Annotated in this window: 15 protein-coding genes; 8 read left to right on the forward strand and 7 right to left on the reverse strand. The window is 63.8% G+C overall.

The window, feature by feature from the left end:
- The first annotated feature begins 17 nt into the window (after positions 1–17).
- The 3 genes from G5C33_RS19090 (at position 18) to G5C33_RS19100 (ending at position 3,417) form a co-directional block, all read left to right on the forward strand.
- Positions 18–452 carry a hypothetical protein gene (locus tag G5C33_RS19090; RefSeq protein WP_165328598.1) on the forward strand — a complete coding sequence of 145 codons (435 nt, stop codon included), beginning with the start codon at positions 18–20 and terminating at the stop codon, positions 450–452.
- 94 nt (positions 453–546) lie between these two features.
- Entirely contained in the window at positions 547–1,854 is a 1,308-nt protein-coding gene (locus tag G5C33_RS19095; protein WP_165328599.1) for a cystathionine gamma-synthase family protein, read from the forward strand.
- A gap of 165 nt (positions 1,855–2,019) precedes the next feature.
- Positions 2,020–3,417, forward strand: a complete 1,398-nt coding sequence (locus G5C33_RS19100) for a methyl-accepting chemotaxis protein (protein WP_165328600.1) — start codon at positions 2,020–2,022, stop codon at positions 3,415–3,417.
- A gap of 60 nt (positions 3,418–3,477) precedes the next feature.
- Here the strand turns inward: G5C33_RS19100 and murA are convergent, their stop codons facing one another.
- A complete protein-coding gene (gene murA / locus G5C33_RS19105; protein ID WP_165328601.1) occupies positions 3,478–4,761 on the reverse strand; it encodes a UDP-N-acetylglucosamine 1-carboxyvinyltransferase in 1,284 nt (427 codons plus the stop codon).
- Positions 4,762–4,865: 104 nt separating this feature from the next.
- Here murA and G5C33_RS19110 point away from each other — a divergent pair, with 104 nt between their 5' ends.
- The gene (locus G5C33_RS19110) at positions 4,866–5,615 is read left to right on the forward strand and encodes a Crp/Fnr family transcriptional regulator (protein WP_165328960.1); all 750 of its coding nucleotides are present in this window, start codon (positions 4,866–4,868) and stop codon (positions 5,613–5,615) included.
- An 18-nt stretch (positions 5,616–5,633) separates the two neighbouring features.
- On the opposite strand, the gene clpS is transcribed toward G5C33_RS19110, so the two are convergent.
- The 4 genes from clpS to G5C33_RS19130 all read right to left on the reverse strand — a co-directional run bounded on the left by clpS (position 5,634) and on the right by G5C33_RS19130 (position 9,582).
- A complete protein-coding gene (gene clpS, locus G5C33_RS19115; protein WP_165328602.1) occupies positions 5,634–5,969 on the reverse strand; it encodes an ATP-dependent Clp protease adapter ClpS in 336 nt (111 codons plus the stop codon).
- Positions 5,970–6,209: 240 nt separating this feature from the next.
- Complete coding sequence (locus G5C33_RS19120; RefSeq protein WP_165328603.1) at positions 6,210–6,920, reverse strand: phasin family protein; 711 nt, start codon at positions 6,918–6,920, stop codon at positions 6,210–6,212.
- A 108-nt stretch (positions 6,921–7,028) separates the two neighbouring features.
- Positions 7,029–8,765: a PHA/PHB synthase family protein gene (locus G5C33_RS19125; protein ID WP_165328961.1), complete on the reverse strand. Its 1,737-nt coding sequence runs from the start codon at positions 8,763–8,765 to the stop codon at positions 7,029–7,031.
- Positions 8,766–8,793: 28 nt separating this feature from the next.
- Positions 8,794–9,582 carry a YwqG family protein gene (locus G5C33_RS19130; RefSeq protein ID WP_165328604.1) on the reverse strand — a complete coding sequence of 263 codons (789 nt, stop codon included), beginning with the start codon at positions 9,580–9,582 and terminating at the stop codon, positions 8,794–8,796.
- Between the two features lie 119 nt (positions 9,583–9,701).
- Here G5C33_RS19130 and G5C33_RS19135 point away from each other — a divergent pair, with 119 nt between their 5' ends.
- Positions 9,702–10,913 (forward strand): LL-diaminopimelate aminotransferase, encoded by a 1,212-nt coding sequence (locus G5C33_RS19135; protein WP_165328605.1) that lies wholly within the window; start codon positions 9,702–9,704, stop codon positions 10,911–10,913.
- A 156-nt stretch (positions 10,914–11,069) separates the two neighbouring features.
- Positions 11,070–11,510 carry an acyl-CoA thioesterase gene (locus tag G5C33_RS19140; RefSeq protein WP_165328606.1) on the forward strand — a complete coding sequence of 147 codons (441 nt, stop codon included), beginning with the start codon at positions 11,070–11,072 and terminating at the stop codon, positions 11,508–11,510.
- On the opposite strand, the gene G5C33_RS19145 is transcribed toward G5C33_RS19140, so the two are convergent.
- Together G5C33_RS19145 and G5C33_RS19150 are read right to left on the reverse strand one after the other, a co-directional pair.
- Positions 11,494–12,102: a TIGR02466 family protein gene (locus tag G5C33_RS19145; protein ID WP_165328607.1), complete on the reverse strand. Its 609-nt coding sequence runs from the start codon at positions 12,100–12,102 to the stop codon at positions 11,494–11,496. The genes G5C33_RS19140 and G5C33_RS19145 overlap by 17 nt on opposite strands.
- A gap of 23 nt (positions 12,103–12,125) precedes the next feature.
- The gene (locus G5C33_RS19150) at positions 12,126–12,620 is read right to left on the reverse strand and encodes a winged helix-turn-helix transcriptional regulator (protein WP_165328608.1); all 495 of its coding nucleotides are present in this window, start codon (positions 12,618–12,620) and stop codon (positions 12,126–12,128) included.
- A gap of 144 nt (positions 12,621–12,764) precedes the next feature.
- On the opposite strand from G5C33_RS19150, the gene G5C33_RS19155 reads away from it, so the two are divergent.
- Entirely contained in the window at positions 12,765–13,082 is a 318-nt protein-coding gene (locus G5C33_RS19155; protein WP_165328609.1) for a CC_3452 family protein, read from the forward strand.
- Between the two features lie 94 nt (positions 13,083–13,176).
- Positions 13,177–15,264, forward strand: coding sequence for a RelA/SpoT family protein (locus tag G5C33_RS19160; protein ID WP_165328610.1), 2,088 nt, complete (start codon positions 13,177–13,179; stop codon positions 15,262–15,264).
- The last annotated feature ends 222 nt before the right edge of the window (positions 15,265–15,486 follow it).

Here is a 15,486-nt window from a genome sequence, read left to right on the forward strand (position 1 = left end):
GCCGCGATGATGGCGGCATGACAGGGGACGGCATTGCACTGGGCTATCAGCTCGCGGCCGGCGGCGTAGCGATCATCCTGATGACCGTCGTTCACGCGGTCGGGCTGATCGGCATATTCCGTTTGCTGCGGGTGCATCCCGAACATTTCGAGGATCGCAACATCAACCTGCGCTCGATCCTGCGAATCTCGCTGTTCGGCGTGGCGCTGTTCTCGCTGCACCTGTTCGAAATCAGCCTGTTCGCGATTTTCTACCATGCCGTCGGTACCATCGACGGCGCGGGCGATGCGTTGCACCTGTCCGCCGCCACCTATGCGACGCTTGGCGTTCCCGAAACCATCAAATCGCCCGACTGGCGACTGATCCCGCCGCTGCAGGCGCTTATCGGCTTCGTCCAGATCACCTGGTCGACCGCGTTCATCGTCAGTTCGCTCGACCGGTTGCGCCAATAGGCGGACGGGTCGGGATGCGATTCCGCCGCTGGTGCGTTAGACGGGTAGTATCATGCGTCACTATCGGCGCACCGGAACTTTCGAGAGGATTTGCATGACCGACGAAACCGAAGCCGACATGACCGGCATCACGCCGCGCCGCCGGCCCAAACCCGATATCGAGGAAATCGGCGGCCGCAAGCTGCAGCCTTCGACGCTGATGATGGGGCATGGCTATGATCCCATGCTGTCGGAAGGATCGCTGAAACCTCCGATCTTCGCGACCTCGACGTTCGTCTTCCCCAACGCCGCGGCAGGCAAGCGCCATTTCGAAGGCGTTACCGGCATCCGCCCGGGCGGATCGGAAGGCCTTGTCTATTCCCGCTTCAACGGCCCCAATCAGGAAATTCTCGAGGACCGCCTGGGCGTGTGGGAAGAGGCCGAGGAAGCGCTTGCCTTTTCCTCGGGCATGTCGGCGATCGCGACTCTGTTCCTCGCGCATACCAATCCGGGCGACACGATCATTCATTCGGGGCCGCTCTATGCCGCCACCGAAACGCTGATCGGCCGGGTGATGGGCAAGTTCGGCGCCAACTGGCTCGATTTCCCCGCCGCCGCCAGCCAGGACGAGATGGAAGCGGTGATGCGCAAGGCCGCCGACGGGCGCGTGGCGCTGATCTACCTCGAAAGCCCTGCCAACCCCACCAATGTGCTGGTCGATATCGAAGCCGTCGTCGCAGCGCGCGACGCCGTGTTCGGCAAGAATGAAGGCCCGCCGATCGCGATCGACAACACCTTTCTCGGGCCGCTGTGGCAGAAACCGCTGCGCCACGGTGCGGACATCGTCGTCTACAGCCTCACCAAATATGCCGGCGGCCATTCGGATCTCGTCGCCGGCGGCGTGCTGGGATCGAAGAAGATGCTCGACCCGATCCGCGCGATGCGCAACATCATCGGCACGATCTGCGATCCCAATACCGCCTGGATGCTGTCGCGCAGCCTGGAGACACTCGAACTGCGCATGACCCGCGCGGGCGAAAATGCGGCGAAGGTGTGCGAATATCTGCGCAACCACCCCAAGGTGGAGAAGGTCGGCTATCTCGGCTTTCTCAAGGATGATGCCCAGGCCGACATCTATCGCCGCCACTGCACCGGCGCGGGATCGACTTTCTCGCTCTATCTGAAGGGCGGCGAGAAAGAGGCATTCGCCTTTCTCGATGCGCTTAAGATCGCCAAGCTGGCGGTCAGCCTGGGCGGCACCGAGACGCTCGCCTCGGCGCCCGCGGCGATGACGCATATCTCGGTCCCGGAGGAGCGGAAAAAGGCACTGGCTATCACGCCCAACCTGGTACGCATCTCGATCGGCGTTGAGGATGCCGACGATCTGCTCGCCGATTTCGAAGCCGCGCTCGACGCGATCTGACCCGAAGCGCCGCAAACAAAGCCGGATCGCGAGAGACTTCCTGATCTGGATTAGTTTGCGGCGCATATACGACCTTTTTTTGATCTTACCGGCACGACCCCGGGAAAAGCGTTTCTATGATGACGAAAATCAGGCGCCTGCGCGCCACAAAGACAGGTGGCGGAAATGGAGTGGTTTACAGCGAAGGCGCCGATACGGGCCAAGCTGCTTTTCGTTTTTCAGGTGATGACGGCGCAGGTCGCGCTCGCCGCGCTTGTTGCGGCGTTTCTACCGCTCTATCTCGGTCTTCCGCTGGCGGCTTTCCTCACGGGGGCGACGTGGCTTCTCGGCATGCGCTTTCGCAAGGCGATCGCCGACCCCTATGTGACAACGGTGGTCCGCATGGAAGCCCTGGCCGCTGGCGATCTCGACAGCCATATCGAATTCACCGACTATGAAGATTGCGTCGGACGCATGACCAAGGCGATGTTCACCTTTCGCGACACCGCACGCGATCAGTTGGCAAGCGCCGCCGAGCAGAGCGCGGTCGTCGCCGAGTTCAGTGCGCAGCTCGAACGCCTGTCGGGGGGCGATCTGACCGCAGCGATCACCAGCGACTTCAAGGGCGACTATGTGACGCTCAAATCCAACTACAACAAGGCGCTGGAAAGCCTACGCGCGCTGATCGGCACGGTAATCGCCAGCACCGCCGCGATCCGCACCGGATCGCAGGAGATCGCCCAGGCATCCGAAAACCTGGCACGCCGCACCGAATCCAATGCGGCCAGCCTCGAGGAGACCGCGGCATCGATCGCCCAGATGGACGGCCGCCTCAAGGCAACCGCCGCTGCTGCCGAACGTACCGTGGACCGCGCCGACGGCGCGATCAGCACCGTCAAGGGCGGTCGCGACATCGCCGACGAGGCCGTCCGGGCGATGGGGCGCGTATCCGAAAGCGCCAAGGGCATCGACAGCGTGATCGAAGGGCTCGACAAGATCGCCTTCCAGACGCGCGTGCTTGCGATGAACGCTGCGGTCGAGGCCGGTCGCGCGGGCGAAGCAGGGCGCGGCTTCGCGGTCGTCGCCGATCTCGTTTCGGCGCTCGCGATGCGCGCCGAAGAGGAAGCCGGCCGGGCCCGCGACCAGCTCACGGAAACGCAGGGCGATATCGAAACCGCGGTCGGCGCAGTCGAACGTGTCGACGCCGCGCTCTCCGCGATCACCGAGGGTGTGTCGCAGGTGCACGGCCTGCTCGGCGACATGGCTGCAGACAATCAGGCGCAGGCCGGCGCGATCACCGAAATCAGCAGCGCGGTGACATCGATGGACCAGGCGACGCAGCAGAACGCCGCGATGGTGGAGGAAACCTCCGCCGCCGCGCGGTCGCTGACGAGCGAAGTCGATACGCTGGCGGCCCAGGCATCGACATTCGTGATCACGCAAGCCGCCGGAACGCGCGGCGCGGCGCGGCCCGCCATCGCCATGCCGTCGCGAACTGCGCAGATCGTCGCGAACGCGCGCCCGGCGCTGGCGGCCGTGCCCGCCAGGCAACCGGCCGACGCCGACGACTGGGCCAGCTTCTGATCGCTTGCAACGCCCCGGCCGATCGCGATCATTTCGGCCGGAGCGCTCTTGCTCCCGACTTCAGCCGTCGCCGACGCGCTCGATATCGGCGCCGACGCCCTGCAGCTTTTCCTCCAGCCGCTCATAACCGCGATCGAGGTGATAGACGCGGTTGACCTGTGTTTCCCCCTCGGCGGCGAGGCCAGCTATGATCAGGCTCATCGATGCGCGCAGATCGGTTGCCATCACCGGCGCGCCGACCATCCTGTCGACACCGCGTACCACCGCCGCGCGGCCGCGCACCTGGATGTCGGCGCCCATGCGCGCGAGTTCGGGCACATGCATATAACGGTTCTCGAAGATCGTCTCTGTGAGCACGCTGGCACCATCTGCCTTGCACAGCATCGCCATGAACTGCGCCTGCATGTCGGTGGCAAAACCCGGATAGGGTGCCGTCGAAAGCGTTAGCGGCGACAGGCCGTTGGAGGCTTCGACATGGATGGCGTCGGGCCGCTCCTCCACCGTCACGCCCGCTTCGCGCAGGGCATCGAGCGTCGCGAGCATGTCGCCGGCCGCCGCGCCGACGAGATCGACGCTGCCGCCCGTGATCGCCGCCGCGCAGGCATAGCTGCCTGCCTCGATCCGGTCGGGCATCACGCGATAGGTGGCGCCGTGCAGCGCATCGCGCCCTTCGATCTCAAGCGTTTCGGTGCCGATCCCGTCGATAGCGGCGCCCATCGCGACCAGCAGATTGCACAGATCGACGATTTCCGGCTCTCGCGCGGCATTTTCGATTCGCGTCGGCCCCTTTGCCAGCACCGCAGCCATGACGGCATTCTCCGTCGCACCGACCGACACGATCGGAAAATTGACTCGCCCGCCCGGCAGCCGTCCGCCCGGAGCGGTCGCCTTCACATAGCCGGCGGTCACTTCGATTTCGGCGCCCATCGATTCGAGCGCCTTGAGGTGAAGGTCGACCGGACGGTTACCGATCGCGCATCCGCCGGGCAGCGACACTGTCGCTTCGCCCATCCGGCCGACCAGCGGGCCGAGCACCAGGATCGACGCGCGCATCTTGCGCACGATGTCATAAGGGGCGACAGTAGAGGTGAGCCGCGCCGCGCGCATCGTCATCACGCGGCCGAAATCGGACGGGCGGGCGCCTTCTACCATTGTCGAGACGCCGAATTGATTCAGTAAATGTCCGAAGCTGTCGACATCTGCGAGGCGAGGCAGATTACGCAGCGTCAGCGGTTCATCGGTAAGAAGCGCGCAGGGAAGCAGGGTCAAAGCGGCGTTCTTCGCCCCCGAGATTGCAATGCGGCCGGAGAGGCGATTTCCGCCTCGGATCAAAATACGGTCCATTTCCGGGCTTCTAGCCGGTGGCGGCAATGGTGCAAGAGCAAGCGGGTCGATCGGACTTGATCGACTTTAATGCACTGATTTTAAGGCGCTGCTTTGCACTTGCGATGTTGGGGGAGCAAAGTGTGTCCGCGAGTTGTTTCGCCGAAAATCTGGGTCATCTGATTGAATTGACCGGCGCCGAGTCGGCGGCGCTTGAAAAGCTGGAAGGCCGGCAGCGCCAGTTGCGGCGCGGCGCGATCCTGCTGCGCGAGAAGGAGCGCGGCAACGAGCTCTTCATTCTCCGCAAGGGAATGATGATGAGCTATGTCATCCTCGACGATGGCAGCCGGCAGATTCTGCGCTTTATGTTTCCCGGAGATCTGCTGGGAAGCGCGCTCATATATCGCGATGCCCCGGAGACGCTGTGCGCGCTTTCGGACGCCGTGGTAGCCCCGTTCGAGCGCAACCTGCTCGTACCGATATTCGACGAACATCCCCGGCTGGCGGCACTGCTGCTCGTCTACAACAATATCCAGCGAGTGGCGCTTACCGATCGACTCGCGGCGCTGGGGAGGACCTCGGCCAAGGCGCGGATCGCGGCGCTGCTCCTCGAATTGCGCAACCGGTTGCGCAGAGCCGACAGCTCGGTGACGAACGGCTTCGCGCTGGGACTGACTCAGGAGGAGATCGGCGACGCGACCGGCCTCACTTCGGTCCATGTCAATCGCATGCTGCGCCAGCTCGAACAGGAAGGCATGATCGCGCGCGAAAGCGGCCGGGTTACGCTGCTCGACGAAAATTCGCTCAGGCGCGAGGCCAACTATGTCAATCGCTATGAAGGGCTGGACCTGGGCTGGCTGCCGTCGCCGCGCTGAACAAGACCGATCGCGCGATCAGGCCTTTTCCAGAGTGCATTGCAGCGGATGCTGGTTCTGCCGCGCGAATTCGATCACCTGCGCAACCTTGGTCTCCGCTACTTCGTAGCTGAACACGCCGCACACGCCGACTCCGCGCTGATGGACATGGAGCATGACTCGTGTCGCCTCCTCCATGTTCATACGAAAGAAGCGCTGGAGGACGAGCACGACGAATTCCATCGGCGTGTAATCGTCATTGAGCATCAGCACGCGATACGGCGTTGGCTTCTTGGTCCGCGTCCGCGTGCGCGTCGCGATGCCGACCGCGTCGTCGCCGTCACCGTCGCCGCCCTCGGCGTCGTCTTCGTTCATCTGGAAAGGGAGGGGATTGGAGACCATCACGCGGACAAAAATATGAAACCGGCCCGCCAAGGGCAAGAGGCGCCGGCAGCGGCCGGCACGGAAAGTGGTCGTTCCGGGACACGACGCCGCCGCACAACGCGCCTCGGTCCGCCCGATCCCGCAGTCAATCGCGGTAGCCGGACGCCCGGACACGAATCGGGCGGCCGCGACATGCGCGACCGCCCGACTCAGTGTTCAGCGTGCCGGGATTCAGGCGACGGCCTTCGCCTTGTCGGCCGCGACGGCGAAGCGGCTCGAGATCGGCTGCGAGGCATCGCCGGCGAGCTTGAGCATCGCTTCGGTCGTCTTCGAGGCTTCGGCGACATAGGCGTCGAACGCGCCGCGGACATAGTCGCTCTGCAGCTTGAAGAAATCGGCCGGGGTCTTCACCGACGCCATGTTCTTGAACGCCGCGGTCGCTTCCTCGAACGACTTGCGGCCGAATTCGGCGGCTTCCTGGCCCATGCTTTCAAAGCCCTTGGCGGTGATCTTGCCCGATTCGACGAGCGCTTCGACATTGCCCTTGGCAAAGTCGTTCATTTCCTCGGCCATCTTCGTCGACTTCTCGACGGCGGCCTTGGTGCGGTCGTTGAAATCGGAGAACATCGCCTGGGCCCGGTTGATGGTGGTTTCGGCAGTGGCTTCCATTGCAATCACTTCCTCATTGATCGCGGCAGGCGCTTCGGCCTTCGCGGCGGGTTCGGGGGTGCCGGTGGGGACCGGCGCTGTTTCGATCTTGGCGGTTTCCTGCGGCGTCGTCTCCGCTGCCGCGGCGACCGGAGCGGCCGCCGTTTCGGCGGGCTTGGCTTCGGCCTTGGCGGCCGCCGGAGCGGACGTCTTCTTTCGTGTCGCAGCCGGCTTCTTCGGCTGCGCGGGTTTCGGAGCGGCGGTATCCTGCTGCTTCGGTCCCTTGCTTGCCATGCGGGGCCTCCTGTCGCTTGCTGCGATGCAACATTTACAAGTCACGGAGGCTCAAATCAAGAGAAATTGTGCACTGCAGCATGAATTTCGGCAGCGTGACCTAACGTTCTATCGCATCCGCACATAAGTTCCGGGTGCGTCGCACAGGCTCTTCAACTTGCCCTTCCCGGGGATGCGCTCTCCCTTCGCGGGCACGGTCTGCCCATCCTGTCCGCGCAGCCATGCGATCCAGTCGGGCCACCAGCTGCCCTTGGTCTCCCTGGCGCCCTTGAGGAAGGTCTGCAGCGATTTAACCCGGCGGCCGTTGGTCCAATACTGGTATTTGCCGCTCGATGGCGGATTGACGACCCCCGCGATATGGCCGCTTCCCGCGAGCAGGAAGCGCATCGGCCCGTGGAAATGCTCGGTCAGCTTCCACACGCTTTCGGGCGGCGCGATATGGTCCTCGCGCCCGGCCTGGATATAGGACGGCGTTTTCACGCTGCTCAGGTCGATCGGGGTATCGCCGATCGACAGCGCGCCCGGCTCGACCATCCGATTATCGCGATAGAGATCGGTCAGATAGGCGAGATGCCATTTTGCCGGCAGGTTGGTGACGTCCGAATTCCAGTAGAGCAGTTCGAACGGCGCATAATCCTTGCCCAGCAGATAATTGTTGGTGACATAGCTCCAGATCAGATCGCGTCCGCGCAGCAGATTGAACGTCGCGGCCATATAGCGCCCGTCCAGATAGCCGTCGCTCGACAGGCTGCGGATCAGCGCGAGCTGTTCGTCGTCGACGAAGTTGCTGAGATCGCCGGCATGGCTGAAATCGACCTGTGCGGTAAGGAAGGTCGCGCTTTTCACCTTGTCCGCCTGCCCGCGCGCGGCAAGCACCGCGAGCGTCGCGGCGAGCGTCGTTCCGGCGACGCAATAGCCGACCGCATGAACGCTCTCGACACCGAGCAGGTCGCGCACAGTATCGATGGCGTCGATCTGACCGCCCTCGACATAATCGTCCCAGGTGACGTCCTTCATCGACGCGTCGGCTGATTTCCACGATACGACGAAAACCGTGGCGCCCTGCGCCACCGCCCAGCGGATGAAGCTCTTTTCCGGCGTCAGATCGAGGATGTAATAGCGATTGATCCAGGGCGGAAAGATCACCACCGGCATCTTCAGGACATCAGGCGTTGTCGGCGTGTACTGGATCAGTTCGTAGAGCGGCGTGCGCCTGACCACCTTGCCCGGCGTCGTCGCCAGATTGCGCCCGACCTCGAACGCGTCGGGATCGGTCTGGGTCAGCTGCCCGCGCGCCATGTCATTGAGCATGTGCTGCAGGCCCTTGAGCAGGCTCTCGCCCTTGGTCTCGACGATCTTCTCGAGCACTTCGGGGTTGGTCGCCGGGAAATTGGCCGGGCTCATGGCGTCGAGGAAGCCGCGCGTGGCGAAGCGCAGTTGCTCCTTGTGTCGCGCGTCGACGCCTTCGAGCGCATCCACTCCCTTCAGCATATGCTCAGCAATGACCAGATAGCTTTGCCGCAGGAAATCGAACAGCGGCTGTTCGTGCCATTGCGGCGCCCTGAACCGGCGATCGCGGGCCTGCTCGGCATCCTCACCCAGCGGCGCCCCCGGCTCCTGCGTCAGGAAACGCGACCACAGCGTCATCGTGTCCGACCAGAAATCCGCAGTGGCGCGAAATGCGGCAGCCGGTTCGAACAGATGCGACATGGCGGCAGGTCCGGGCATGTGCGCCATCATGTCGAGGCCTTGCTCGAGCATCATCTGCTGCGCCTGGCCGAACACCCAGGTCCAGTGCTGCAACTCCTCGAGCGACGGCATCTGCATTGCCGGTTCAGCGGCCATCTCGCTCGTGGTCATCACTGCCTTTCCGTCAAAAGGACTGAAGGATCATCCAGCATTGCTCGAATCGTCCCGCCCGGGCATCGTCTTCACGAATCCAGAAATACAGCCGGCCGCCCTCGCCCCATTCCATGTTGAGATCGGGGTCGCAATCGACCTGCAGCAGCAATCGCCAGTCGTTCGCGCCCACCGCCAGCGCGGCGCCGGCGCTGGCCGGGAGCCGGTCCGCATCGGGCACCTGGATTCCCTGCGAAGCGCACTGGCATTGCTCCTCCATGATATCGGACTGGATCGGTTCAGGCCAACCGCCGATGCGATGTCGCTGCTCATCCAGCCGGTCGAACGGCTCGATCAGCGCATCGATATCGGCCTGGGTGAGTGCCAGATCGCCCAGCACCAGGCGGTTGGTCGTCGGCCAGGATACTTCGGGCAGGAAGATCACCGATCGCACCGGAAAGGGCGTGCATGCCTCGGGCGGCGGCAACGTCAGCCCCTCGGGCGCGTCAGCGTGGCGATAGCGGACCACCCAGCTGCCCTTCTTGCTCGGGTCGAGTCCCCACCCGCGCTGCTTGCAATCGAAGAAGAACTGCAGCGTTCCCGCCGCCGGCAGCCAATCGGGACCGCCCACGGAATGCAGTTCGGAAAGATCGACCTGCCCTATGAAATCAAGCGGTTCGCCTTCCCAGTACGGCCAGGGGCCGCCGATATCGCCTCGCGGCACGCCCCCCAGCCAGCTGTCACTCGCGTCGACTGCTGGTACCAGCAGCCAGGTCTCCTGCGCCGCCTCGCGCAGGCGACGCCGTGCTTCGTTCAGCGACATTGCGTGCTCATTTGCCTCGCTTTTGCTGGCATGCCCGATGACAGGGGTATAGAGTCGACAAGCGCGGCTGCCAATTCGGTACCGCGATAAACTTCACGCGAGGAGGCGTGCACCCGATCATGTCCGACGAATTCTACCGCATCAAGCGTCTGCCCCCCTATGTCATCGCCGAAGTCAACGCGATGCGGGCAGCGGCGCGCGCGGCAGGCGAGGACATCATCGATCTGGGGATGGGCAATCCCGATCTGCCGCCGCCCGACCATGTCATCGAAAAGCTGTGCGAAGTCGCCCGCAAGCCCGATGCGCACGGCTATTCGCAGTCCAAGGGCATTCCCGGGCTGCGCCGCGCCCAGGCCAATTATTACGGCCGTCGCTTCGGCGTCGATCTCGATCCCGAAAGCGAAGTCGTAGTGACGATGGGATCGAAGGAAGGGCTCGCCAGCCTCGCCACTGCGATCACCGCGCCGGGCGACGTGATCCTCGCGCCCAATCCGAGCTATCCGATCCACACCTTCGGCTTCATCATCGCCGGGGCGACGATCCGCGAAGTGCCGACCACGCCCGACGATCGCTATTTCGAAAGCCTCGAGCGCGCGATGCATTTCAGCGTGCCGCGGCCGAGCGTGCTCGTGGTCAATTATCCGTCGAACCCGACCGCCGAAACGGTGGACCTGGCCTTCTACGAACGGCTCGTCGCCTTCGCCAAGGAACAGGGGCTGTGGGTGCTTTCGGACCTCGCCTATTCCGAGCTTTATTATGACGGCAACCCGACGCCTTCGATCCTGCAGGTGCCGGGCGCCAAGGACGTGGCGGTCGAATTCACCTCGCTGTCGAAAACCTATTCGATGGCGGGCTGGCGAATGGGCTTCGCGGTCGGCAACAAGAAGCTGATCGCGGCGATGACGCGGGTGAAGAGCTATCTCGACTATGGCGCCTTCACCCCGATCCAGGCCGCGGCCTGCGCCGCGCTGAACGGTCCGCAGGACATCGTCGAGAAGAACCGCCAGCTCTATCACAAGCGCCGCGACGTGCTGGTGGAGAGCTTCGGTCGCGCCGGATGGGAAATCCCGGCGCCCAAGGCGAGCATGTTCGCCTGGGCCCCCGTCCCGCCCGCGCTGGCGCATCTCGGCAGCCTCGAATTTTCGAAGCAATTGCTCACCGAAGCCAAGGTCGCGGTCGCGCCGGGCGTCGGCTATGGCGAAAACGGCGAAGGCTATGTCCGCATCGCGATGGTCGAGAACGAACAGCGGCTGCGCCAGGCGGCGCGCAACGTGAAGCGCTATCTCCAGTCGATGGGCGTCAATACCGGCGGGCAGAAGAAGACGGGGTAACATCCAACGATCCGTTGGGTTCGAGCTTGTCGAGAACCCCTGGCGCGTGCGCCGGCGGTTCTCGATACGCCGTCTCGACAGGCTCGACGGCTACTCGAACCCAACGGAATGCCGGCAGGGCGTGCTTTTTCGCCGCACCGCAGCTATCCGCGAACGATGACTCGCACCGCCACCGATTTTTCCACCCAGATCCGCGTCCGCTATTCCGAAATCGACGGTCAGAAGATCGTCTTCAATTCGCGCTATCTCGAATATGCCGATGTCGTGCTCACCGAATTCTGGCGCTGGGCGGCGCTAGACGATCTCGGGCCCGAATGGAGCGCGGCCGAATTCAATGTGGTGCGCGCCGAACTGAACTACTCGGCGCCGTTTCACCATGATGACCTGATCGAAGGGCGCACCCATGTCGCGCGGCTGGGCAATTCGAGCATGACGATGCGCGTCGAACTGCGGCATTCCATTACCGGGGAACTGCACACCACGGTCGATATCACCAGCGTGCACCTAAATCTGGAAACGCGCCGCCCGCTGACGATCCCGCCGCGCGTGCGCGAACGGCTGGAGGCGCTGGCGTCGCCGGCTAACGCCGATAGTTGAAGCTGACGCTGACGCGGTGGTCTTCCTCCGCGCGGCTCTGCATCACTTCGTGGCGCAGCCAGCTTTCCCAAAGGAAGATCGCCCCCGGTTCGGGCTGCGCATAGACGAAGGGCTGCAGATCTTCGGGCGCGTCCTCGGTGCGCAGCGGGGCCGCCATCAGCATGGCAAGCCGCGGGTCTTCCAGTTTCAGCGCCCCCGCACCCTCTGGCACGGTGACGTAGATGGTCCCCGAAACCACGCTGTGCGGATGGATATGCCCCGAATGGGTGCCGCCCGGCTCCATGATGTTGACCCACAGATTGTCGAGCTTCAGCCGCTTGCCGCCCAGGTCGAAGCAGCATTCCCTGGCGAACTTTGCCACATGGCGATTGAGGTGCCGCACCAGATCGCCGAACCGAGGATCGCGGACCGGCAAATCGGTGAGCGACGCGTAGCTGGTATAGCCGCGATAGCCATGCTGTTCGGACCAGGCCTGCCCGGCAAGGTCGGCCTCAGCCAGATCGTAGCATGCCTCCTCGACGTCCTCGAGCAGCGCGTCGTCGTTAAGCGCGCCCTGATAGAAGCGCGTGGCGAACAGCGATTTGACGGTCATGGGATTTCCGAAGCTGGCGGTATCTATTCGGCTGCTTCGCTGGTGGCGTCCGCCGCGTCAACATCGCCGGGCATCGCCCAGAGCAAGTCACCCTTGCCGAGCTGGCGCCCGTCATGGGCAAGCACTTCGACCGGACGAATCGGCTGGCGGTCACGTGCGTCGACCAGGATCGGGTTGGCGGGAACGCCGGTTTCCCAGCGCTCGCCCCATTGCCGCAGCGCGACCATCGTCGGCAGCAGCGCATAGCCTTTCTCGGTCAGGCGATATTCGATCTTGCGGCGATCGTCGGGATGCGGCTCGCGGCGCAGGATGCCGTGCTCGACCAGTCGCGACAGGCGATTGGCGAGGATGTTGCGCGCGATTCCAAGCTCCGACTGGAACTCCTCGAAATGACGCAGGCCGCTGAAACAGCCGCGCAGGATCAGGAAAGACCAGCGCTCGCCCATCGCTTCCAGCGCGGCGGGCAGGCTGCAGCTTGCCGCCGCTTCACGCAGCGATTGTCGAACGGCTTCATCCATAACCGCACACCATAGACCAAATTGCGACAGCGCCAAATCGCGGAAATCGTTGCCAGACAAGAACAGTTTTTAGTTGCAACTTACTTTGCCGGAATATAGGTATCGTTTAGCAACTGAAATGGTTGCTCCACTGGAGAATGCAACATGGTTCGCCTGATTCAGGCCGCGGCGGCAGCTGCGGCGATGCTTCCGCTCGTCCCCGCAACCAGCGAGGCCCAGTCGGCGGGGGTGCATTATTCCGCCGTTCCCGTCGCCGCGCCGGAAAAGGAACGGATCGTCACACGCCGCGCCGTATGGCATTGCGACGCGCAGCGTTGCGTCGCACCGAGGGCATCTTCACGCGACGCCGTAATCTGCCAGTCGATCGCGCGCGAAATCGGTCGGCTCGCCAGCTTCACCGCCAATGGCAGCCCCTTCGACGCGGCGGCGTTGTCCGAATGCAACGCCTATGCGCAAAGCTGACCATTTCTGTTGCAAATAGGCAGCATACGGCCCCATCTATGCACAGGAGCGCTTCGGCGTCCCGGTAATCGGTAGAGGGCAGAGTTTCACGCGCGTGCTGCGGCAATATGAACTGGTGGAACGGGTCAAGGGATACGACCCGAAGGCGGACGAGGCACTGCTCAACCGCGCCTATGTCTTTTCGATGCATGCGCATGGCAGCCAGAAGCGCGCTTCGGGCGATCCCTATTTCAGCCATCCGATCGAAGTCGCGGGCATCCTGACCGATCTCAGGCTCGACGACGAGACGATCGCGACCGCCATCCTGCACGACACGATCGAGGATACGGTGGCGACGCCGGAGGAAATCCTCGCCAAATTCGGTCCCTCTGTGGCGCGAATGGTCGACGGCGTCACCAAGCTGTCGAAGATCGAGGCGCAGAGCGAGAATGAGCGCGCGGCGGAGAATCTGCGCAAGTTCCTGCTCGCCATGTCAGACGACATCCGCGTGCTGCTGGTCAAGCTCGCCGACCGGCTGCACAACATGCGCACGCTCAAGTTCATCAAGAACGAGGAGAAGCGCCGCCGGATCGCGCGCGAGACGATGGACATCTACGCCCCGCTCGCCGAGCGGATCGGCATGTACGAGTTCATGAAGGAGATGCAGACGCTCGCCTTTCGCGAACTCGAACCCGAAGCCTTCGAATCGATCACCAACCGGCTCGAGCTGCTGCGCAAGGGCGGCGAGGACCGCATCGCCAAGGTATCGAAGACCCTCACCCAGTTGCTGGCGCGCAACGGCATAGACGCCGAAATCTCGGGGCGCGAGAAACACCCCTATTCGATCTGGCGGAAGATGTCCGAGCGACATGTCAGCCTCGAACAGCTTTCGGATATCACAGCGTTTCGCGCGATCGTCGGCACAGAGGAGGAATGTTACCGTGCGCTGGGTGTCATCCATCGCAAATGGCCGATGGTGCCGGGCCGGTTCAAGGATTATATCTCGACGCCCAAGCGCAATGGCTATCGCTCGCTACACACCAGCGTGATCCTCGCCGAAAATACCCGTGTCGAAATCCAGATCCGCACGCATGAGATGCACGCCCAGGCCGAGTACGGCCTCGCCGCGCACTGGGCATACAAGCAGGACGCGGTGCGCCCCGATACGCAGGTCAGCTGGATCCGCGACCTCGTCGAGATTCTCGACCATGCCGGCAATGCCGAGGAGCTGCTCGAACATACCCGGCTGGCGATGTATCAGGATCGCATCTTCGCCTTCACGCCACGCGGCGAACTGATCCAGCTGCCCAAGGGCGCGACTCCGATCGATTTCGCCTATGCCGTCCACACCGACCTGGGCGACCAGTCGGTCGGCGCGAAGATCAACGGCCGCGTCGTGCCGTTGCGCACCGAAATCGCGCAGGGCGATCAGGTGCAGATATTGCGTTCGCGCGCGCAGGTTCCGCAGGAAAACTGGCTCAATTTCGCGATTACCGGAAAGGCGCGTGCGGCGATCCGCCGTTCGCTGCGCCACAAGGAGCGTGAGGAGAACGAAGCGCTCGGCCGCAAGCTGTACGAGGAAATCGTCCAGCGCCTCCCCGCGCCGGTCGGGGCCGACGGCATGGCGGACGCGCTCAAGCGCCTCCAGCTTCCCGACGAAGCGGCACTGATGGACGCGATGGCGCGCCAGCAGCTTTCCGAGGCGGAGGTGATCGAGGCACTGATGCCCGGCACCGCCGATGGCGCGGTGCAGGACATGCCGCCGCAGCAATATGCGATTTCGATCAAGGGGCTGACACCGGGCGTCGCCTATGACCTCGCAAAATGCTGCCGGCCGATTCCCGGGGACCGCATCGTCGGCATCCGCCGCCCGGGCGCGGGAATCGAAGTCCATGCGATCACATGCGAGAAGCTCGCCGAGGTCACCGATGCCGACTGGGTCGACCTGCAATGGGGCGAAAAGGCATCGGGCGGAATCGCGCGGATCAACGTCACGCTCAAGAACGAACCCGGCGCGCTGGGCACGATCGCGACGCTGATCGGTACGCACAAAGCGAACATCCTCGGCCTGCGCATGGACGATCGCGACACGACCTTCCACACCAACACGCTCGAGCTGGAAGTGCGCGACCTGCCGCACCTGATGCGCCTGCTCGCGGCACTCCGCGCAACCGAAATCGTCAGCTCGGCCGAGCGGGTCTAGCGTCCTCCCCGAGCTCGTCTCGGGGAGGGGGGACCGTCGCGAAGCGATGGTGGAGGGGCAGCGGCGCAGCCGCGGTTTCGGTTCGCGCCGGGGCGCAAACAACGCGGAGACGGCATGGCTTCGAAAGGGCTCTACGTCCTCTGCACGAGATTCGAGCCTGTCAGGTTTCCCGCCGCTGACGCGGCGCCCCTCCACCACGCTGCTATGCAGCGCGGTCCCCTC

Origin of the sequence: Sphingosinithalassobacter tenebrarum, from assembly GCF_011057975.1 — a bacterium.
Classification (GTDB): Bacteria; Pseudomonadota; Alphaproteobacteria; order Sphingomonadales; family Sphingomonadaceae; genus Sphingomonas; species Sphingomonas tenebrarum.